This window comes from Allomesorhizobium camelthorni, from assembly GCF_011045125.1.
Classification (GTDB): domain Bacteria; phylum Pseudomonadota; class Alphaproteobacteria; order Rhizobiales; family Rhizobiaceae; genus Allomesorhizobium; species Allomesorhizobium camelthorni.
Genome location: NZ_JAAKZF010000001.1, coordinates 27,252 through 47,187, shown reverse-complemented (window position 1 = coordinate 47,187; position 19,936 = coordinate 27,252). Strand labels below are relative to the sequence as shown.

General features: G+C 64.5%; 22 protein-coding genes. 5 read left to right on the top strand and 17 right to left on the bottom strand.

Features of this window, described 5'->3' with window-relative positions; all coding sequences use genetic code 11:
- Positions 1-30: 30 nt before the first annotated feature.
- On the top strand, positions 31-315 hold the full coding sequence (locus G6N73_RS00300) for a hypothetical protein (protein ID WP_165021581.1): 285 nt from the start codon (positions 31-33) through the stop codon (positions 313-315).
- A gap of 74 nt (positions 316-389) precedes the next feature.
- Here G6N73_RS00300 and G6N73_RS00295 read toward each other — a convergent pair whose 3' ends face one another.
- From G6N73_RS00295 to phnC, 6 genes are all read right to left on the bottom strand, one after another.
- Entirely contained in the window at positions 390-1,961 is a 1,572-nt protein-coding gene (locus tag G6N73_RS00295) for an alkaline phosphatase D family protein (protein WP_165021579.1), read from the bottom strand.
- Between the two features lie 112 nt (positions 1,962-2,073).
- On the bottom strand, positions 2,074-4,152 hold the full coding sequence (locus tag G6N73_RS00290) for a M3 family metallopeptidase (RefSeq protein WP_165021577.1): 2,079 nt from the start codon (positions 4,150-4,152) through the stop codon (positions 2,074-2,076).
- A 168-nt stretch (positions 4,153-4,320) separates the two neighbouring features.
- Positions 4,321-5,856, bottom strand: coding sequence for a phosphonate ABC transporter, permease protein PhnE (gene phnE, locus G6N73_RS00285; RefSeq protein ID WP_165021574.1), 1,536 nt, complete (start codon positions 5,854-5,856; stop codon positions 4,321-4,323).
- A gap of 2 nt (positions 5,857-5,858) precedes the next feature.
- Positions 5,859-6,812, bottom strand: a complete 954-nt coding sequence (gene phnE / locus G6N73_RS00280; protein WP_165021572.1) for a phosphonate ABC transporter, permease protein PhnE — start codon at positions 6,810-6,812, stop codon at positions 5,859-5,861.
- Positions 6,813-6,880: 68 nt separating this feature from the next.
- Complete coding sequence (phnD, locus tag G6N73_RS00275) at positions 6,881-7,792, bottom strand: phosphonate ABC transporter substrate-binding protein (protein ID WP_165021570.1); 912 nt, start codon at positions 7,790-7,792, stop codon at positions 6,881-6,883.
- Between the two features lie 87 nt (positions 7,793-7,879).
- Positions 7,880-8,722 (bottom strand): phosphonate ABC transporter ATP-binding protein, encoded by an 843-nt coding sequence (gene phnC, locus G6N73_RS00270; RefSeq protein ID WP_165021568.1) that lies wholly within the window; start codon positions 8,720-8,722, stop codon positions 7,880-7,882.
- Between the two features lie 223 nt (positions 8,723-8,945).
- On the opposite strand from phnC, the gene G6N73_RS00265 reads away from it, so the two are divergent.
- A complete protein-coding gene (locus G6N73_RS00265; RefSeq protein ID WP_165021566.1) occupies positions 8,946-9,347 on the top strand; it encodes a hypothetical protein in 402 nt (133 codons plus the stop codon).
- 156 nt (positions 9,348-9,503) lie between these two features.
- Here G6N73_RS00265 and G6N73_RS00260 read toward each other — a convergent pair whose 3' ends face one another.
- On the bottom strand, positions 9,504-10,010 hold the full coding sequence (locus G6N73_RS00260; protein WP_165021564.1) for a DUF3016 domain-containing protein: 507 nt from the start codon (positions 10,008-10,010) through the stop codon (positions 9,504-9,506).
- A gap of 96 nt (positions 10,011-10,106) precedes the next feature.
- Here G6N73_RS00260 and G6N73_RS00255 point away from each other — a divergent pair, with 96 nt between their 5' ends.
- Positions 10,107-11,255: a transporter substrate-binding domain-containing protein gene (locus tag G6N73_RS00255; RefSeq protein ID WP_246251553.1), complete on the top strand. Its 1,149-nt coding sequence runs from the start codon at positions 10,107-10,109 to the stop codon at positions 11,253-11,255.
- 45 nt (positions 11,256-11,300) lie between these two features.
- Here the strand turns inward: G6N73_RS00255 and G6N73_RS00250 are convergent, their stop codons facing one another.
- The 8 genes from G6N73_RS00250 to phnG all read right to left on the bottom strand — a co-directional run bounded on the left by G6N73_RS00250 (position 11,301) and on the right by phnG (position 17,080).
- On the bottom strand, positions 11,301-11,918 hold the full coding sequence (locus tag G6N73_RS00250) for a DapH/DapD/GlmU-related protein (protein ID WP_165021562.1): 618 nt from the start codon (positions 11,916-11,918) through the stop codon (positions 11,301-11,303).
- Positions 11,915-12,622: a phosphonate C-P lyase system protein PhnL gene (gene phnL / locus G6N73_RS00245; RefSeq protein ID WP_165021560.1), complete on the bottom strand. Its 708-nt coding sequence runs from the start codon at positions 12,620-12,622 to the stop codon at positions 11,915-11,917. Before phnL ends, G6N73_RS00250 begins: the two co-directional genes overlap by 4 nt.
- Positions 12,623-12,811: 189 nt before the next feature.
- The gene (phnK, locus tag G6N73_RS00240) at positions 12,812-13,588 is read right to left on the bottom strand and encodes a phosphonate C-P lyase system protein PhnK (RefSeq protein WP_165021558.1); all 777 of its coding nucleotides are present in this window, start codon (positions 13,586-13,588) and stop codon (positions 12,812-12,814) included.
- Positions 13,585-14,478 (bottom strand): alpha-D-ribose 1-methylphosphonate 5-phosphate C-P-lyase PhnJ, encoded by an 894-nt coding sequence (locus tag G6N73_RS00235; protein WP_165021556.1) that lies wholly within the window; start codon positions 14,476-14,478, stop codon positions 13,585-13,587. The genes phnK and G6N73_RS00235 overlap by 4 nt, the downstream gene beginning before the upstream one ends.
- A complete protein-coding gene (gene fosX, locus G6N73_RS00230; RefSeq protein ID WP_165021554.1) occupies positions 14,475-14,894 on the bottom strand; it encodes a FosX/FosE/FosI family fosfomycin resistance hydrolase in 420 nt (139 codons plus the stop codon). Before fosX ends, G6N73_RS00235 begins: the two co-directional genes overlap by 4 nt.
- Complete coding sequence (locus tag G6N73_RS00225) at positions 14,891-15,997, bottom strand: carbon-phosphorus lyase complex subunit (protein WP_165021552.1); 1,107 nt, start codon at positions 15,995-15,997, stop codon at positions 14,891-14,893. The genes fosX and G6N73_RS00225 overlap by 4 nt, the downstream gene beginning before the upstream one ends.
- 1 nt (position 15,998) lies before the next feature.
- Entirely contained in the window at positions 15,999-16,610 is a 612-nt protein-coding gene (gene phnH / locus G6N73_RS00220) for a phosphonate C-P lyase system protein PhnH (protein WP_165021550.1), read from the bottom strand.
- On the bottom strand, positions 16,610-17,080 hold the full coding sequence (gene phnG, locus G6N73_RS00215) for a phosphonate C-P lyase system protein PhnG (protein WP_165021548.1): 471 nt from the start codon (positions 17,078-17,080) through the stop codon (positions 16,610-16,612). The genes phnH and phnG overlap by 1 nt, the downstream gene beginning before the upstream one ends.
- Positions 17,081-17,173: 93 nt before the next feature.
- On the opposite strand from phnG, the gene phnF reads away from it, so the two are divergent.
- Positions 17,174-17,926 (top strand): phosphonate metabolism transcriptional regulator PhnF, encoded by a 753-nt coding sequence (phnF, locus tag G6N73_RS00210; protein ID WP_165021546.1) that lies wholly within the window; start codon positions 17,174-17,176, stop codon positions 17,924-17,926.
- 57 nt (positions 17,927-17,983) lie between these two features.
- On the opposite strand, the gene pdxY is transcribed toward phnF, so the two are convergent.
- Together pdxY and G6N73_RS00200 are read right to left on the bottom strand one after the other, a co-directional pair.
- Positions 17,984-18,868: a pyridoxal kinase PdxY gene (pdxY, locus tag G6N73_RS00205; RefSeq protein ID WP_165021544.1), complete on the bottom strand. Its 885-nt coding sequence runs from the start codon at positions 18,866-18,868 to the stop codon at positions 17,984-17,986.
- Between the two features lie 6 nt (positions 18,869-18,874).
- Positions 18,875-19,126 (bottom strand): hypothetical protein, encoded by a 252-nt coding sequence (locus G6N73_RS00200; RefSeq protein ID WP_165021542.1) that lies wholly within the window; start codon positions 19,124-19,126, stop codon positions 18,875-18,877.
- 146 nt (positions 19,127-19,272) lie between these two features.
- Between G6N73_RS00200 and G6N73_RS00195 the strand changes: the two genes are divergently transcribed.
- Positions 19,273-19,911 carry a LemA family protein gene (locus G6N73_RS00195; protein WP_165021540.1) on the top strand — a complete coding sequence of 213 codons (639 nt, stop codon included), beginning with the start codon at positions 19,273-19,275 and terminating at the stop codon, positions 19,909-19,911.
- Positions 19,912-19,936: the final 25 nt, after the last annotated feature.

Sequence of the window (19,936 nt, the reverse complement as noted above, 5' to 3'; positions counted from 1 at the left end):
TCGTTTTGGCGCCAGAACGGTTCAAGTGGTATGACAATCAGCAAATTCAAGCTCCTTGGTATCTTTGTCGCAGCTTCCGTCTCGGCGGCCGGCGCGATCGGCGTGGCGCATTCGATGGGCACACGGGATGTGGAGCGCCCTGCCACGCAGTCGTCGGAAACGCCGGCGGAGCAGGCCTTCCCCGATGCGCCGTACGGCGTCGATCCGATGGTCACCGGCCCGGCGAGCGCATCGCTCGAGGAGCGTCAGTCCGCTGCCCGGTGCGCCGAAGCCGTCTGGCCGAACATTCCGCTCGACTGCTATCCGCGTCGCTAGTTTGCGGCAAACCACTTGCCGATCCGCTCGATGGCGGACCGGCTTGTTGTTGCATGGGAGCCACCAAGCCCCGTTCAGGCCGAATGGACGGGATCGAGCGTGACTTTGTAGAGCTCGTTGTCGTCGCGATCCATCAGCCGTACCGTCATCTGTTCGCTCGCACCGTCAATGTCGACGAGCCCGAAGAACTGCAGTCCCGCTGAAGGAGGCAGGTTCTGGCCCTGCTCGGCAGTCGGCGCCTTCACATATTTCAGCTCGGGGCCGAACGTCATGTCGAGGTCACCGGGTCCAAAGGTGCCGGCGTGGAGCGGGCCTGAAACGAATTCCCAGAACGGATTGAAGTCCTGGAAGGCAGCCTTCTCGGGATTGTAGTAATGCGCGGCGGTATAGTGGACGTCGGCTGTCAGCCAGACCGTATTGTCGATGCCGGCGTTCTTGATGTAGCGCAGCAGGTCGGCGATCTCCAATTCGCGGCCGCTAGCGGCGCCCGGCTGTCCGTTGGCGATGGCCTCGGCGCCTTTCTTGTTCGCGGCATCGTTCCAGACGATGATGCCGAGCGGCATGTCGGAAGCGATGACTTTCCAGGTCGCTTTCGAGTTCGCCAGTTCGCGCTTCAGCCATTTTAGCTGTTCCTCGCCGACAATGCGCGACTGCGGCGTCATCTCGGTTTCGACGGAATCGCCGTTCGGCCCGCGATAGGAGCGGAGATCGAGGAAGAAGATGTCGAGCAGCGGGCCATAGGCGATCTTGCGGTAGACGCGGCCCGGCTCCGCCGGCGTGAAGCGGATCGGCGTCATTTCGTGGAAGGCGCGGGCCGCACGCGACGTCAGCAGCGCCACCGATTTTTCGGTGTAGCGGTCATCCTTGGACAGGTCCTTCGAGCCTGACCAGTTGTTCACCACCTCATGGTCGTCCCACTGGAAGAATGTCGGGCAGACCGCATTCATGGCGCGGCAATGCTCGTCCATCATGTTGTATTTCCACTGGCCGCGATATTCGGCGAGCGTCTCGGCGACCTTGCTCTTCTCGTCGATCAAAACCTTGTTGATCCACTTCGTGCCGTCTTTCAGCTCGACTTCGGCCTTCAGCGGACCATCGGCATAGATCGTGTCGCCGGAATGCAGGAAGAAATCCGGCGTGTGCCTGGCCATCGTCGCATAGGTGTACATGCCCTTGTCGTCGATGCCCCAACCCTGGCCGACCGTATCTCCGGACCAAGTGAAACGGATATTGCGCTTCGAGGCGGGCGCGGTCTTGAAGCGGCCGACGATCGGTTCGGAAACGGCGTTGACATCCGACAGGTCGACCGCGGTCATGCGGTAGAAAATGTCCTGGTCCGAGGCGAGATCGGTCAAAAGCCGTTTCACGGTAAAATCGCTTTCGGGCGTCGCGTCGAGCGGCGGCAGTTTCACGGCGTTCGAGAAGCTTTCCGTGGTCGACACTTCGAACATGACGCGCGAAGGGCGGTCGACGCGGGTCCAGACCATTCCGGAGACGGTGTCGACGTCGCCGGACTGGACGCCATGGGTGAAGGCTGGCCGCGTATTGGCGCGGGAATAGTAGGGGAGCGCGAGCCCCGAAACGCCGACGAGGCCCAAGGCGCTGGCCGATGTTACGAAGGCGCGCCTGGAAAGATTTTTGTTCATGGCTGTCTCCTGGATGGCTGAACATACAGGATGAGCCTTCGCCCCGCTGTGTTGCAGGACGATTGCGAATGGATGAATTTTACATGACGGTCGCGAAGTCTGCCCGCCCTGATCAGAGCTCTTCGCCCGCCATCATCGGGAGCAGCCCGCGTTTTTTAAGCATCGCGTCCGGCGTCGGCATCTTGCCCCGGAATGCGGTGTAGAGCTCCTCCGGATCGGCCGAGCCGCCGGCGGCATAGATGTGCCGGCGCAGCTTTTCGGCGAGTTCGGGATTGAACGGATCGCCGGTCTCCTCGAAGGCCGCGAAGGCGTCGGCGTCGAGCACTTCCGACCACAGGTATGAGTAATAGCCGGCCGAGTAGCCGTCGCCGGAGAAGATGTGCTGGAAGTGCGGCGTGCGGTGGCGCATGGCGATCGCATCTGGCATGCCGATCCTTTCCAGTGTCTGCGCTTCGAAGGCGAGCGGGTTCTCCGGCGCGTCCGAGCGCGAATGGTAGGCCATGTCGACCATCGCCGACGCGGTGAACTCGACCGTGGCGAAACCTGCGCCGAATGTGCTGGCCGCCAGCATCTTGTCGAGCAGTTGCTTCGGCATCGGATCGCCGGTCTCGTAGTGCAGCGCGTGCTTTTCGAGCACTTCCGGCACGGTCAGCCAGTGCTCGTAGAGCTGCGACGGCAGCTCGACGAAGTCGCGCGGCACAGAGGTTCCAGCGACCGACGGCCAGGTCACGTCGGTCAGCATGCCGTGCAGCGCATGGCCGAACTCATGGAAAAGCGTCTTGGCCTCGTCCAGCGACAGCAGGCACGGCTTACCCTCGGCCGCCTTGGCGAAATTCATGATGTTGTAGATCACAGGCGTCGAGCCCTTGCCGAGCTGGTAGCCCGACTGCAGCGCGCTCATCCACGCGCCCGAGCGCTTCGAGGGCCGCGCGAAATGATCGGCCATGAACAGGCCGCGATAGCTGCCGTCGGCATTCCTGACCTCGAAAACGCGCACGTCGGGATGCCAGGCGGCGATACCCTTCTTCTCGACGAAGGACAGCCCGAACAGCCGTCCCGCGACATCGAAGCAGGCCTCGATGATGCGCTCGAGCTGCAAATAGGGCTTCAGTTCAGCTTCGTCGAAAGCGAACTTTTCGGCACGCAGCTTTTCCTGGTAATGACGCCAGTCCCAGGCCGCGAGCGGGTTGTTGCTGCCTTCCGCCGCCGCGAGCCGTTCAAGCCCGGCCTGGTCGATCGCCGCCTTCTCGCGCGCCTTTCTCCACACCGGTCCAAGCAGTTCGAGCACCGCTGGCGGGGTCTTGGCCATCGTGTCGTCGAGCTTCAGGTCGGCGAAGCTGTCATAGCCGACGAGCTTCGCCTTTTCGGCGCGCAGGCGCAGTGTGTCCTTTACCACCTGGCCATTGTCGGTCGGCCCGCCGGTCTCGCCGCGGCCGATAAAAGCGCGGAACGCCTTTTCGCGGAGGTCGCGCCGTTCGGAATAGGTGGTGAAGGGCTCGTAGATCGAGCGCGACAGGGTGACCGCGTACCGGCCCTTTTGGCCGCGCATCTCGGCTGCCTCGGCCATCGCGTTCCTCAGGAATTCCGGCAGGCCGGCGAGGTCTGTCTCGTCGAGGAACAGCACCCAGTCGCGTTCGTCGGCGAGCAGGTTCTGGCCGAATTTTGCGCCGAGCGAGGCCAGTTCCTCGTTGATAGCCGCCAGGCGCTTCTTGCCGGCCTCGTCTAGCTTCGCGCCGGCCTTGACGAAGCGCTTCCAGGTCTTTTCCAGGACACGCAGCGTTTCCGGGTCGAGCCCGAGCGATGCGCGGCGCTGGTAAAGGTCGTCGATGCGCGCGAACAGCTTCGCGTTCATCGAGATCGCGGAAAAATGCCGCGCCATCTTCGGCGAGATCTCGCGCTCCGTCGCCTGGATGGCGTCGTTGGTGTTGGTGCCGGCCATGCACCAGAATATAGCCGAGACCCGGTCGAGCGGATCGCCGGCAAGCTCCAGCGCGGCCAGCGTGTTTTCGATCGTGGGCGCATCCGCGCTACCGGCGATCGCATCGATCTCTTCCGCATGGCCCGCGAGTGCGGCGTCGAACACCGGCCCGAAATCGCCGCTGCCGATGCGGGAGAAATCAGGCAGGCCGAGCGGTCCGTTCCACAGCGTGAGCGGATTGTTGTTCAGGTCGATGGCGGTTTCGGACGGCATGGGCGCTCTCACAGGTTGATGCTGCGTCGTGGGCGGGGCCGGCCGGATGTAAGACCGTCGCCTGCTCGGCGCAACACTCATGAACCTGATCGGTATCATCTTGGCCGTCGGCTCGCTGGCTCGCCTGGCGGACGCTGCCGGAGCCGGCGCTACCCCCAGCCTGATCCGTCAGACAGGCTGGGCGCCGGCCGGATCGCCGCCCATCAGCCGCCGGCGCAGGGCGTTGGAGATATTGTCGAAGACGAACACGACGATGAGGATGAGCAGCACCATGTAGGCGACGTTCTCCCAGTCCGAATTGGTGCGCATGGCTTCCCAGAGCTTGAGGCCGATACCGCCGGCACCGACAGCGCCGATGATGGTCGCCGACCGCGTGTTGGATTCCCAGAAATACAGCGACTGGCTGAGGAATACCGGCAGGACCTGCGGCACCACACCATAGCGCTGCACCAGCGACGGCGCCGCCCCAACCGAGCGGATGCCTTCGCGCTGCTTGTCGTCGATATTCTCCAGCGTTTCCGAATAGAGCTTTCCGAAGGTTCCGGTGTCGGTGAAGAAGATCGCCGAGATGCCGGCCAGCGGCCCGGGGCCGAAGGCGCGCGTGAAGAACAGCGCCCAGATCAGCATGTCGACCGAACGCAGGAAGTCGAACAGGCGCTTGGCGACCTGATTGGCGATGCGGCTCTGGGTGATGTTGCGGGCAGCGGCGAAGGCCAGCGGAAAGGCAAGCAGGCTGGCGAATACGGTACCGACAAACGCCATGACGATGGTCTGCAGCAGCTTGGTCCAGACGTCGAGATGCTGCCATTCGGAATTGTTGAGGATGTTGTCCCACGCCAGCGCCAGGTTCGACCGTTTCGGATCGATGCGCTCGCCGGACGCGATCAGCGAGAACACCTCGCCGGCCGGCTTGCCCCAGAAAGGCGAATTGGTGTCGAAGACGAAGTTCGCCCAGCCCCAGAAGCGGTGGCGGATCTTGACTTCGTCCTCTTCGATCTCGGCGCGGCCGGGAAATCCGAAATGCACGATTATCTTTGCTCCCGGCTCTTTCTGCTCCGCCCAATCGGGCAGCGGGCCGCGCGCCGTCACCGACCGGCCCCGGACGATGTCGGCCACCAGCGTTTCCGATCCGCGCGTCACCGTTACAACGCCCGGAACGATTTCGATCAGATTGCGGGAACCGATTTCCACGGTGGCGCTGACGGTTTCTTCCTGGCGTATGGCCTCGCCGCCGGTTGCCGGAGAAGGCGCGGCGGCCGCCGAGCTTCCCGTCGGCGCCGGCTTGCCGCCGACGGTTCCCAGAAAGCTTCCCGCCGAACCTCCCGCACTGGAAGTGGCTGCGTTGCCGGTGGGCGCCGCGACAACCCGCTCTACCATCGCGGTTTCCCTGGTCAGCCAGTCCGGATTGCCTCGTTCTCCGACCGGGTCGAAACGCGGGAACGAGATTTCGAGATGGTTTTCCTCGATCCCGATGGTCGGCCGGACCTCATACGTCACCCAGTCGGCGAGATAGGCCCCGGCGATGTCCCAGTTTCCATTAGCGAACACAGCGCCGATGGCGAAGAACCACCAGGCGAATGCCAGGTAGGCCGCGACCCCCAGCCCGATCGCCCAGCCGGCCAGCCGCTTGCGCAGCGAGCCTGCAAAGACCTGCGGATGGCGGGCGGCGATCTCGCCGACTTCGGAAAGTGAAAGCACGGCCATGATCAGCCTCCCCGGCCGAAGGCGAACGCCTGTTCGCCGACAAGCCTATGCCGCAGCCAGGCGGAAAACTGGTCGACCGCGATGATGGTGATGAAGAGCAGCAGCACGATGGCCAGCGTCTTGGCCTCGTGGGTCTGGCTGATCGACAGCCGCAGCACCTCGCCGATGCCGCCGCCGCCGACGGCACCGATGATGGTCGAGGCGCGGACATTGATTTCGAGGCGCAGCAAGCCGTAGCTCAAAAAATTCGGCATGACCTGCGGCACGATGCCGAACCAAACCCGCTCGAGCCGGTTGGCGCCCGCGGCGCGCAAGCCCTCGTCCGGCCGCATATCGGCGTTCTCGACCACCTCGAAGAACATCTTGCCGAGCGCGCCGATCGTGTGGATCGAGACTGCGATGATCGCCGGCACCGCGCCGAGCGACAGCACGGCGAGGAAGAAGCCGGCGATGACGATTTCGGGGAATGCGCGCAGCACTTCCATGAAGCGGCGCACGAAGAAGCGCAGCCAGCGCTGCGTGACGACATTGGAAGCCGCCAGAAAGCAGAGGGCGAAGCCGATCGCAAAGCCGATCAGGGTTGAGACCAGGGCGATGTTGATCGTCTCAAGCATCTTGTAGACATATTCGGGGACGTAGAACGTCTCCGTCAGGTACATGCGGCCTTCGGGATAATTATATTTGAGACTGCCGTCGTCATAGGGCGAGGGCAGGTCGAACATGGCGCGCCAGATCTCGAAGCCGTCACGCGGCAAAAGCTGTCCGACGAAATCGAACAGATAGGGCAGGCGGTCCCAGAACTTGCCGGCATTGCTTTCATTGGCAAACCAGAGCGAGCCGCTCATGGCGACGATCATGAACAGCACGCCGCCGATCGTGTAGAACCTGCGGCGGCCCGCCAGTTCACGCCAGTGCCGCTCGACCGCGAGGCCGGTTTCGGAGAGTGTCACGCTCATGAAATCTGTTCCGCAAAGCGAGAACGCGCCGCGGGGCTTCCCGCGACGCGTTCCGGTTGCCTGATGGCTCAGCTGCCGATCTGCGCTTTGCGCGCGTCGATGATCGGCCGGTAGAATTCCTCCGTGACCTCGGTGTAACCGGTGTAGTCGCCGCCCTGAATTGCGGAGAAGCAGGCCGGGTCGGACTTCGGCAGGTCGACCATGAACTCCTTGAATTTGGTCTTCATGTCGGCATCCAACGAGGTGCGAACGACAATGGGACCGTTCGGGATCAGCGGCGACTTCCACAGTTCGACGAGGTCATCCATGTCGAGGATGCCCTTGCTCACCATCTTGGCGAGATTGCCGGACGTATAGCCGTCCTTGAATTCGCCGACGCCCGAACCCCAGGTCGTGCCGGCATCAAATGTGCCCTTCAGCACTTCGAGGACGAGGTTCTCGTGGCCGCCGCCAAAGCCGGTCTCGCCGAAATAGTCCTTCACCGGCGTGCCGCCGAGCGCGACCGGCAGGGTGACGGCAGGAACCAGATAGCCCGAGGTCGAATCCGGATCGGCGAAGCCGAGCTTCTTGCCCTTCATGTCCTCAAGCTTGGCGATGCCGGAATCCTTGCGCGCCACCATGATCGAATAGTAGCCGGTCGAGCCGTCGGTCTGGACGGTGGTCAGGATCGGCTCCACGGCCTTTGCGTCTTCGAGATAGACCTTGGCGTAAGCCGAAGCGCCGAGTTCGGCATAGTCGAGCGTGCCGCCGAGCAGTCCCTGTACGACGCCGTCATAGTCGGCTGCCGGAAACAGCGAAACCTTTTCGACGCCGAGCGCGCCGGGCAGCTTGTCGATCATGCACTGGAAATTGCGCAGGCGGTCGGCCTCGTTCTCGCCGCCCAGAATGCCGATGCGGAATTCCTTGAGATCTTCCGCCTGTGCCGCGCCGACCGACATGGCGACGAGCGAAACTGCGCCTAGAAGTGCTTTTCTGAACATGATGTCTCTCCTGTTCTCATCCGGCATGCGGCCGGTCGCTGATCGTGCTTTTGAGTGGCCCTTGACGCGGGCGATACGACCGTGGCCTCAGGCCTCGGCCAGGGCCGGCTTCAGCGCCGTCCTGGCTGCGATCTTGCGGGGCTTTTCGCCGCGGATGCTGGTCGAGGTGATGGCCTCGGAGATTTCCGCCCCGTCGCTGTCGGCGCCATAGACCATGCGGACGGCCTCGCGGGTGAGCTCTTCCGGCGCGCCGTCGAACACGACCTTGCCGCCGGCCATACCGATGATGCGCTCGCAATAGTTTCGCGCGGTGTCGAGCGTGTGCAGATTGGTGATGACGGTGATGCCTTCGCGCAAATTGATGTCGCGCAGCGCGTCCATCACGACTTTGGCGTTGAGCGGGTCGAGCGAGGCGATCGGCTCATCCGCCAGGATCATCCTGGGCTGCTGCATCAGGGCCCGCGCGATCGCCACGCGCTGCTGCTGGCCGCCGGAAAGCGTGCCCGCGCGCTGCAGCGCCGTCTGGGCGATATCCAGACGCTCCAGCGCCGAGATCGCCATCGCGCGCTCTTCACGCGAGAAGATGTTGAGGAGATTGAGCGCGGTCGGCCGGTGGTTGAGGCGGCCCAAAAGGACATTGGTGAGGACGTCGAGGCGCGGAACCAGGTTGAACTGCTGGAAGATCATGGCGCAGTCGCGCTGCCAGCGCCGCAAGGTGGAGCCGCGCAGGCTGGAGACCTCCGTGCCGGCAAAAAAAATCGACCCGTGGCTTGGGTCGATGAGGCGGTTGATCATGCGAAGCAGGGTGGATTTGCCGGCGCCGGAGCGTCCGATAATGCCGACCATCTGGCCTTGCGGAATTTCGAGCGCGACGCCGTTGACGGCGACAGTCTTGCCGAATCGGCGCGTGACGTTGCGGATTTCGAGCATGATGACTTCCTTGCGACGGGGGCTTTTCGCATTTGCAGGCTTTCGCCTAAGCCAGCCGCATGAACGGGGAATGTCGGTTCGATGTCAGTTTCGTTACATTCCACAGCCCTTCGGATGCTGGCGGCGCACTTCGGGAAAATCGCCACCTTGCACCGGAACACATCGAGTATCCGGTCGTTCTAGCCCATCATCCAAAAGCGGCCTCTTATGAAAGGAGAGTCTGATGTTGATACGCTTGGCGACTTTCACCGCTTTATCGGTCATGCTCGCGGCGCCGGCCTTCGCCGATTGCCGGGAGGAACTCACGAAGCTCGAGCAGCCCGCCGTCACCGCCGAGACGGGCGCAGCCACCAGCGAGTCCGGCATCGCAACGGAGCATCAGGAACAGGTTCTGCAGGGCGCCCAGGGAACGAGCACGGAAACCACGGGATCTACCGGAGCTGCTTCCGATCAGGTGGAGGCCATCTCGCCTCACCAGGAAGAGGTGACGCGCGGAGCCACCGGGCATGATGCCGATCAGGTGGCGATGCTGATGACCGAAGCCCGCAAGATGGCGGATGCCGGCGACGAGGCCGGCTGCATGCAGAAGGTGACGGAACTCAAGGACGTGATGGGCACTGAGTGAGCACGCGCCTCCCTTCTCCCCGCTGACGGGGAGAAGGTGTCCAAGGGCGCATAAGCGCGGCACCAACATTCGGAGCTGCGCCACGCTACGCTGCGGATTCCTATCCCGAAATCTTTCCAAAAACGCCTTGCGGCGCCGGTACGGGCAAAGAAGGAATCATCCGCGCGGCGGATCGAGGCGCACGAAGCGCCTGCGGAACCAGTCGCGCAGCATTTTCTTCTCGTAGCCGAGGCGCTGGTCGCTATAGGCCGAGCCGGCTCCCCAAAGGTAGGTCATATCGGTGACGTTTTCCTCGGCGCGCACCAGCAACTTGCCGCGGTCGACAAACGTATAGCGCAGCCTGAACCGGGGCGGCGTGACGTCGCGCATGATGCGGACATTGCGCAATTCGAAGCGCCAAGGCTCGTATTGGCCGGCGAGGTCTATGTTGAGCACCTCTACGCTGAGGACCTGTCCGTCCTTCAGGTAGCGCTCGCCCAGATAGTCGAAATAGGATTCAACCTCCTTCAATACGCCCGATCGCCGGCCGGTGAACCGATCATCGATGTCGCGATAGCGCTCCGGATTAACGAAGGTGACATTGACGGAGCCCGCAGCCTCGACGGAAAGCGGCGTCGCGGCAAGCGCGGCGAAGGCCAATGCACCGGCTAGCAAACTACGCATGGCGTTCTCCCGATCCGATCGCCGATTTTACACCCGTGCCGACGCCGGCGCCATGCGTTGAGTTGATCCACGGCGCCCGGTATAGGTGGTGCCGTCATGGTCATCGCTCCGATCCAACGTCCGCCCGTCGTTGCCGCAGCGGGGAGAGGCGCTTCAACAGGTGTCGCGCGCGTCGCTGTCTGGCTCGCCGCCATCATGATCTGCCTGCAATCTGCGACCGCGGCGAACGCACAAGCCGAGCCGCGCCAACCGGTGACGGTCGGACTTTACGTCAGTCCACCCTTCGTGACCGAGGCGGACGGCCGCTATGGCGGCATGGCGACAGATCTCTGGGAACAGATTGCAGACCGGCTCGGACTCGAATTCACCTATGCGCCCTATCCCACCCTGCGCACGCTTGTCGACGCCACGGCCAAGGGGGACGTCGACGTCGCCGTCACCAATTTGACCATCACGCAAGGCCGCGCCCAGCGCATCGATTTCACCCAGCCATGGTTTGATGCCGGACTGCGGATCATGGTCAACGACGAGCAGCAGGCCGGATTCTGGGCAATCATTGCCGGATTGCGCGATTCGGGCCATCTGCGTGCCTATACCTGGCTCGCCATCGTCATCATCCTCGCCACAATGCTCCTGACCCTGTTCGACCGGCGTTTCGACAACAACTTCCCGCGCCGCTGGCGCGACGGACTGGCCGAGAGCTTCTATACGGTCATGTCGGTCGCGACATCGGGCAAGCCGCCCTCGCGCAAGAACCTCTTTGGCTGGATCGGCCGCATCTGGCAGGCCCTGTGGATGGTGAGCGGGATCGCGGTGCTCGCCTATGTCACGTCATCGGTCACCAGCGTCATGACCACGCTTGCGCTGGCCAATCAGATCAACAGCCTCGCCGACCTGCCCGGCAAGACCGTCGGGGTCTTTTCCGGCAGCGTCGCGGAGGAATTCGCCGGCGAAACTGGGCTGGCCTCACGCGCATTTTCCGGCATCGACGATACGGTCGAGGCGCTGAGGGACGGGCGAGTGGCGGCGATCATCGGCGATGCGCCGGTGCTTGAATATTACGCCCACACCCATCCCGAAGCGGCGGTCTCCGTCGTAGGCGCCATATTCCAGCCGGACAAATACGGTTTCGGCGTCGGCCTGCACAGCCCGTTGACGCGAGAACTCACGGTCGAACTGCTGGGCATGCGCGAAGACGGCATCGTCGAGCAGCTTCGTTCCAGCTATTTCGGCGAGGCGCCCTGAACCGACCCGCCTTGGAATCCTGCGCGATGCGTTCTCCCGGTGCGTTCAGCCTTCGTATTTTTCGAGGAACACCTCGGCTTCCATAGCCCTGAAATCGTCGAGCGCGGCGCGCAGCCGGTCATGGTCCCAATCCCACCAGGCGAGCGCTTGGTAGCGCTCCGCCGTCTTGCGGTCGAAGCGCTCGCGGATCGGTCTTGCCGGCACGCCTCCGACGATCGTGTAGGGCACCACATCCTTCGACACGACAGCGCCTGCGCCGACCGCCGCGCCGTCGCCCACGGTCACGCCCGGCAGTATTGTCGAGCCATGGCCGAGCCAGGTGTCGTGGCCGATCGTGACGGCGTTCGAGCGCCGCCATTCGAAGAAATCGGCCTCGTGCTCGGCGTCGTCCCAATAGTCAGAAGCGCGGTAGGTGAAGTGGTGCAGCGTCGGCCGCCAGGTCGGATGGTTGGTGGCGTTGATGCGCACTGCGGCCGCGATATTGGCGAACTTGCCGATCGTCGCGCACCAGACGCCGCAATCCTGGACGAGATAGGAATAGTCGCCGAGCGAGGATTCGATGAAGCGCGTGCGCTCGCCGATTTCGGTGTAGCGGCCAAGCGTTGAGCCGGTCACGTCCGCCGTCGGATGGATCGTCGGCTGCTCTGACAGTTTCCCACTCATGCTGCGATCTTTCCGGCTGCGAATTCGGTGACGTCGATGATGCGGTCGGCGACCGCCTCGCGCACATCGGCATCATGGAAGATGCCGAGCAGCGCCACGCCGGCGGCTTTCTTGCCGGCGATCAGTTCGATCACCACCTCGCGATTCCTGGCGTCCAGCGAGGCCGTCGGCTCGTCGAGCAGCAGCACCGGATGCGGCGTGATGAAGCCGCGCGCGATGTTTACGCGCTGCTGCTCGCCGCCGGAGAACGTGGCGGGCGGCAACGCCCAAAGCTTTTCGGGCAAATTGAGCCGGCCAAGCAATTCCCGTGCGCGATCCTGCGCACCAGTACGCGTTTCGCCGCGCGCTACCAGCGGCTCGGCCACCACATCCAGCGCCGAGACCCGCGGCACCGTGCGCAGGAACTGGCTGACGTAACCGATCGTGTCGCGCCTGATCTGCAGGATGGCGCGCGGGCTGGCCTTCGCCAGGTCGACGAGCTGGCCGGCGTGATCGACGATGATCTGGCCATCGTCGGCGGAATAATTGCCGTAGAGCATCTTCAGGATCGAGCTCTTGCCGGCTCCGGACGGCCCGCCGAGCACGGCGCATTCGCCTGCCCTGATTGAAAATGACACGCCGGCGACGACCGGCAGCCGGATGCCGTCGCGCAGATGCATGGTGAAGCTCTTGGCGAGTTGCGAAACGACGAGCGGGGTTGCCATTAGAAGGGCTCCTTGCTGGTCCGCAGCAATCGCTCGGCATTGCCCCCTCCACCGCCTTCGGCGGTCCCCCTCCCCCGTAAACGGGGGAGGATCCAGGTGATGCCGACAGTCACGCCGGGGATCCTCCCCTGCGAAGCGGGGGAGGGGGACCATGCGAAGCATGGTGGAGGGGGCATTCTGGTCCTCATGTCACACCTGCAATATCGACGATACGAGAAGCTGCGTATAGGGCGCGCGCGGATCGTCGAGCACCCGGTCGGTAAGGCCGGTCTCGACGACCCGGCCGTCCTTCATCACCATCATCCGCTGCGACAAAAGCCGTGCCACGGCGAGGTCGTGAGTGACGACGATCGCGGCCAGGCCGAGGTCGGTGACGAGGCCGCGCAGCAGATCCAGCAGGCGCGCCTGCACCGAGACATCCAGTCCGCCCGTCGGCTCGTCCATGAAGACGAGGCGGGGGCCGGTCACCAGATTGCGCGCGATCTGCAGGCGCTGGCGCATGCCTCCGGAGAAGGCGCGGGGCTCGTCGTCGATCCGGTCCTCGGCGATCTCGACGCGCGACAGCCAGTCGACGGCCGTGGCGCGGATGTTGCCATAGTGCCGGTCGCCGACCGCCATCAGCCGCTCGCCGACATTGGCGCCTGCCGAGACGGTCATGCGCAATCCGTCCGCCGGGTTCTGGTGGACAAAGCCCCAGTCGGTGCGCATCAGGAAGCGGCGCTCCGCCTCGCTCATGCGGTAGAGGTCGCGGAATGCGCCGTCGCGCATGCGGTAGGTCACTGTGCCCGAAGTCGGCATCAGCCGCGTCGACAGGCAGTTGAGCAGCGTGGTCTTGCCCGAACCGGATTCGCCCACCACAGCCAGAACCTCGCCCGGCCAGAGGTCGAAGGAAATGTCCTCGCAGCCGACGCGCGAGCCGTAGAATTTTGAGAGGGAGTTGACGCGGAGAAGGGGTTCGTCGGTCATTCAACTGCTTCCTTGCTGCCGGCTGCCGTCGCCCCCGTGTGCCCGTTCTCCCGCCGCTTCTCGCAGTGATCCGTATCCGAGCAGACGAACATGTGCCCGCCATGGTCGTCGAGGATCACCTCATCCAGATAGACCTGCTCCGCCCCACACAGCGCGCAGGGCTGGTCGAAACTCTGCACCTCGAACGGATGGTCCTCGAAATCGAGGCTGACGACCTCCGTAAACGGCGGAATGGCGTAGATGCGCTTCTCGCGGCCGGCCCCGAACAATTGCAGGGCCGGCGACATGTGCATTTTCGGATTGTCGAATTTCGGCGTCGGCGAGGGGTCCATCACATAGCGGCCCTCGACCTTGACCGGATAGGCATAGGTGGTGGCGATGCGGCCGTGCTTGGCGATGTCCTCGTAGAGCTTGACGTGCATCAGCCCGTATTCCTCGAGCGCGTGCATCTTGCGCGTTTCGGTCTCGCGCGGCTCGAGGAAACGTAGCGGCTCGGGGATCGGCACCTGGTAGACGAGCACCTGTCCGGCGGCGAGCGGATATTCCGGAATCCGGTGCCGCGTCTGGATGATCGTGGCCTTCGCCGTCTCCGTCGTCACCGCGACATCGGCAACTTTCCTGAAGAAGGCGCGGATCGAGACCGCATTGGTGGTGTCGTCGGCGCCCTGGTCGATGACCTTCAGCACATCGTCCGGCCCGATGATCGAGGCCGTCACCTGCACGCCGCCGGTACCCCAGCCATAGGGCATCGGCATTTCGCGGCTGGCGAACGGCACCTGGTAGCCGGGAATGGCGATGCCCTTCAGGATCGCCCGCCGGATCATCCGCTTGGTCTGCTCGTCGAGATAAGCGAAATTGTATTGCGCGATATTTTCGACCAGCGCGTTCATTCCGCCGCCTCCCTGCCCTTCGCATAGCGTTCGAGACGTTCGGCCAGCGTGCCGGTGTGCAGTTCGAACAGATGGTTGTCGTCGTCGTAGAAATAGATGGAGCGGCCTTCGCCCTCGACGCGCGGACGCGGCGGCCGCACCTCCAGGCCAAGCGAACGGATGCGTTCGACGCAAGCCTCGTAGTCTGCCTCGCTGATCTTGAAGGCAACGTGGTTGTAGCTGCGAGATGGCAATGGTTCGCCCTCCATCGCCGCGATCCAGACGCCACCCGCCAGGAAGAACTTCTCGCGCGACAGCGAAAAGCGATCGTTCCCGCTGGAGTAGACCTCTTCGGCGCCCAGTACCCTTGTCAAGATGGCCGCCATGCGGTCGAGATCGCGGACAATGAAGGTGACATGCGAGAGACCCTCGATCATTCCGCCGCCTCCCTCTGCTCGCCTTCCTCGCCCTGCCGCTCCGCGTGTCCCGCGCGCATGCGGCGCACCAGGTCGAGTTCGGCCTGGAAGTCGACATAGTGCGGCAGCTTCAGGTGCTCGACGAAGCCCGTCGCCTGGACATTGTCGGAATGCGAGATGACGAACTCCTCGTCCTGCGCAGCGGCGACCACATCCTCGCCGAACTCGCGGGCGCGCAGCGCCCTGTCGCAGAGCGACATCGCCATCGCCTTGCGCTCGGATTGGCCGAAGACCAGGCCGTAGCCGCGGGTGAATTGCGGCGGCGCCTTGGCTGAGCCTTTGAACTGGTTGACCATCTGGCATTCGGTGACCCGGATGCGGCCGAGCGTGACCGGGAACGGCAGTTCAGGCACGTCGAGCTCCAGTTCGACCTCGCCGATGCGTATTTCGCCGACAAAGGGATGGCTGCGGCCATAGCCGCGCTGCGTCGAATATCCAAGCGCCAGCAGAAAGCCTTCGTCGCCGCGCGACAGCGCCTGCAGGCGGATGTCGCGCTCCATCGGAAACTCCAGCGGCTCGCGCGTGATGTCGCCGGTGACGTGACCGTCAGGCAGGCTGCCGTCGGGCTCGATCAGGCCTTCATGCGCCAGAATCTCGGAGACGCGCGGCATGGGCTCTGGCGCGGCTTCGCGCTGCTCCGGCTCGGCGACATCCGCGCCGCCGGCCAGTTCCGGATCGAGCAGGCGGTGCGTGTAGTCGAATGTCGGGCCAAGCAATTGCCCGCCCGGAAGATCCTTGTAGGTCGCCGAAACGCGGCGTTCGACCTGCATCACCGCCGTGTCGATCGGGCGCGTATAGCCGAAGCGCGGCAGTGTCGTGCGGTAGGCGCGCACCAGGAAAATCGCCTCGATCATGTCGCCTCGCGCCTGCATGACGGCGAGGGCCGCAAGCTCCTTGTCGTAGAGCGAGCCCTCCGCCATCACCCGGTCGACGCCCAGTCCCAACTGTTCGACGATCTGGTCAAGCCGCAGCGCCGGCACGTCGCGGTCGCCGCGCCGGCGGTCGGCGAGCAACGCATGCGCGTTGGCGATCGCGGCCTCGCCGCCCTTCACGGCCACATACATGTCAGGCCTCCATCGTCTTGATGCGGGTGGTGCGCGGCAGGCAGGCGACATGCTCCGGCGCAGCCAGGATCACATCGACGCCGCGCGGAAAGCGGCCGTGGTTCTGTTTCCACTGCTCGACGAAGTGGCGCGGCAGCGGCGTCGGCGAGATCGTCGCCTCCGTCTCGATGCCGGGACCTTCGAGGCGCAGTCCTGGACCTGCCGTCAAGCTCTCGACCGCCAGGATCAGCGTTGCCGAGCGGTCCGGATATTCCTGCGTGCCTTGCGCGAAATTCTCCAGCGCGATCATCTCGGCCGGATCGCACACCAGCGCAAAATGCGCTTCCGCCGGATTGTGCGCGAGAGGCGCGCCGGTGTGGAAGCCGAGCCAGGTCTTCGCAGCGTCCGACGCCAGCAGCGCCGCGTCGAGCCAGAGCGGCGTATCGTGGTCGCACAGCGTCAGCGCCACGGCCGCCGCCGTTGGCGTCAGCGGGGCCGGCGGTGACGCCGAGCGGCCGATCGGCTGCACCGTGCCGGGCCGGGCCATGGCGTCCATGACGGCGCGGAACACCGACTGCGCGTCGAATACGGGATCGGCGAAACCGCCGTCGATCGATTGGCCGGGCATTTCCATCAATCCTCTCCGCGCACCATGGTGAAGAAGTCGACCTTGGTGGCCGCCGCCTCCGTGCGGCGTTTCTCGTCCGCGCCCGCCTGCGACGCTTTGAGCGGCGCGATGATCTTCTCCTCGATCTCGGCGCAGCGGGCTGGGTTCTGCCAAAGCGCGTCGGCGATTGCCGAAAGCCTCGCCTTTTCCTTGTCGCGGCCGAGCGCATAGGCATGGCCGATTTCGCCGCCGGGCAGCCGCACCGTCGCCCGCGTCACCGTCGCCTCGCCGAAGTTGAACGGTGCGCCGGCGCCGCCGATGCGCCCGCGAACCGTCACCAGCCCGGTTTCCGGACCGCGCAGCGCTTGCGCGTCCGTCTCGAAGCCGGCCGCATCCCAGAGCCGCCGGATTTCGCCGCCGGAGGCCATCGCCAGGGCGGCCATCGCAGCCTTGCGCTCCGCGCTCCGTTCCGCTTCTTCCCGCCTGCCGTTCTTCATGACTCTCTCATTTGTCTATTGTTCTATACAACCAAACAAATTATAGCTGGGTTCTATCGCGTGTCCATGACGTATGCGTGACAGGAGAAAGAATTGATTGGGACCGGACTTGAGCGGGAGGTGACGCGCAGGAGCGGCGTTGCGCTATGGCGTCAGATCGCCGATCAGATCAGGCAGGCGATCAGCTCGGGCGCGCTCGGCGCCGACGGCCGGCTGCCGCCGGAACTGGCGCTGTCGGAGCGCTTCGGCGTCAACCGCCACACGGTGCGCAGCGCCATTGCGGCGCTTGTGCAGGAGGGCGTGCTCCGCGCCGAGCAGGGCCGCGGCACCTTCGTCGAAACGCGCCGCCGCCTCTCCTATCCGATCGCCGCGCGCACCCGTTTTTCCGAAGGCCTGGAAGGTCAGGCGCGAGATCGCCATAGCATTCTATTGTCACATGCGGTCGGCCCGGCGAGCAGCCGGGTCTCGGAAGCTTTGGGACTGCCGCAGGACGCGCCGGTGCTGCGGCTGGAGACCATGGGCGAGGCCGATGGCCGGCCGGTGTCGCGAGCGACGAGCTTTTTCGACGCGAGCTGTTTTGCCGGCTTCGAGAATGCGTTCGCGCGGACCGGCTCGATCACCGCGGCTCTCTGGGAATTCGGTGTGCCCGACTATGTCCGTCGCTCCACGCTCGTCTCGGCGCGGCATGCCGATTCCGCCGACCTTGCGGATCTGCGCTTGTCGCCCGGGGCGATCGTGCTGGTGACCGTCGCGATCAACGAAACCCTCGGCGGCTCGCCGCTGCAGTTCTCCGAAACGCGCTTCGCCGCCGACCGCGTCGAACTCTCTGTCTCCGGTCGGGCTTAGTCAGGCCGCACCGAAGCCGTCATTTGCAGGCCGGTATCACCTGAATATCAGCATATCCTACGCGCGCCGGTCGCGGCCCGGATGCATCAGATGGCGCAACTGGACCATGGCCATCGGATGCGAGAGGCTCTGCGCGTCGGTTTCGAGTTGCAGCTCGTCGCCGCCGCGTTTCGCGGTGCGCGCCAGGATCTCGTAGACGGCGGCGGTGGTCGACTGCAGCGCCTTGGCCGCGGGCTGGCCGTCGAGCAGCCGCGCCAGGAACACGGCGGCGGTCAAGTCGCCGAGCCCGTTCGGCGGACGCTCGATGATCCGGTGCTCGGCGAGCAGCGCCGCCGATTGTGTCAGGAGCAGATTGCCGATGCCGCCCGCGAGCATCGCCGGCGCGGACGTGACCAGCATCGTCGCCGGCCCCGCCTCATTGGCCGCCGCGATCACCGAGCGCATGTCGTCGAGCTTGACGCCCGCCATCCATTCCAGCTCATAGCGGTTCGGGGTTGCGATGTCGGCGATCGGCACCAGCACGTCGCGCAGCGCACGGGCCAGCGGCTCGGCGACATAGAGCCCGCCGGCATCGCCCATGACCGGGTCGCAGATGTAAATGGCGCGGGGGTTCTTTGCGCGCACCGCCTGGACCAATGAAGCGACCGCGTGCGCCTGCTCGGCATTGCCGAGATAGCCCGACAGCACGCCGGCGACTTCGCCCAGCCACGGCGCCTGCTCGAGGTCCTTCATCAACGCCGCGAATTGTTCCGGTTCCGGCACGATCCTTGTCGCGCGGCCATGGCCCGGATGCCAGGGCAGTATGACGGTGGGCACGGCCCAGACCGGATAGCCCAGCGTTTCGAGCGCGAAGACCGCGGCGCGATTGCCAACCGAGCCGCGGGCGACATGACTGGAAACGACGATGACCGCGCGCGGCGCGTCGGCTTCAACCAAATTCATCTGACCCTATCCGCGCACAAGGAAAATCACCAGCCAGACGATCAGGCCGATTGTCACGACCAGCCCAATAGCACGCCCGATGCGCGTTCCCCAATATTCGATCGGATCGGCGGGGTCGGAATCCGCAGCCGCCAGATGGTCCCGCGTGCGCTTTGCGGTGCGCGAGACCAGCGGTGGAGCGCTCGAATCGGCCTCGCGCGCGATGCGGTCGAGAATGCGCCGCGATTCGATGTCCCTGTCGGGTTCCTTGCCTGCCACTGAAAGCGCCCTTGTGCCACCGAGACTCTACCGTTTCGGGAAGGCGGGCACAGTGGCATAGGCCAGCATATGTGCAAGGCCAGCCATTCCTTTGGCCCGGCAATGTGGTAATCGTTCACCATTGCGTGATGACCCAAGGAGTTTCCATGCTCGCCCAGCGCCTTTTTTCCCCCTCCGTTTTTCGCAGTTTCCGGGCCGTGCTGGTCCTGGCATTTGTCCTGCCCGCGCTGTCGGCATGCGGCTTCAACACCATTCCGACGGCCGAGGAGCAGGCAAAGGCCGCATGGAGCGAGGTGCTCAACCAGTATCAGCGGCGCGCCGATCTCATTCCGAACCTTGTCGAGACCGTGAAGGGCTACGCCGCTCACGAAAGGGAGGTGCTGGAATCGGTCGTCGAGGCGCGCGCCAAGGCCACCCAGACGACGTTGTCGCCTGAAGCGCTCGAGGATCCCGAGGCGTTCAGGGCGTTCCAGGAAAGCCAGGCGGGCCTGACCGGCGCGCTGTCGCGGTTGCTCGCCGTGGTCGAGAACTATCCCGACCTGAAGGCCAACCAGAATTTCCTGGCTCTGCAGGCACAGCTCGAAGGCACCGAAAACCGCATCGCGGTCGCCCGCCGCGACTATATCGAGGCGGTCCGGGTCTACAACACCTCGCTGCGCACCTTCCCGTCTCTGCTCTGGGCAAAGTTCTGGTTCACCGACAACGAACCGTTCCAGAATTTCACCGTGGCGGAAGACAAGATCGAGACGCCGAAGGTCGATTTCGGCACACAGCAGGGCGGGTAGTTCGACACGGCCAATTTGAACCAGT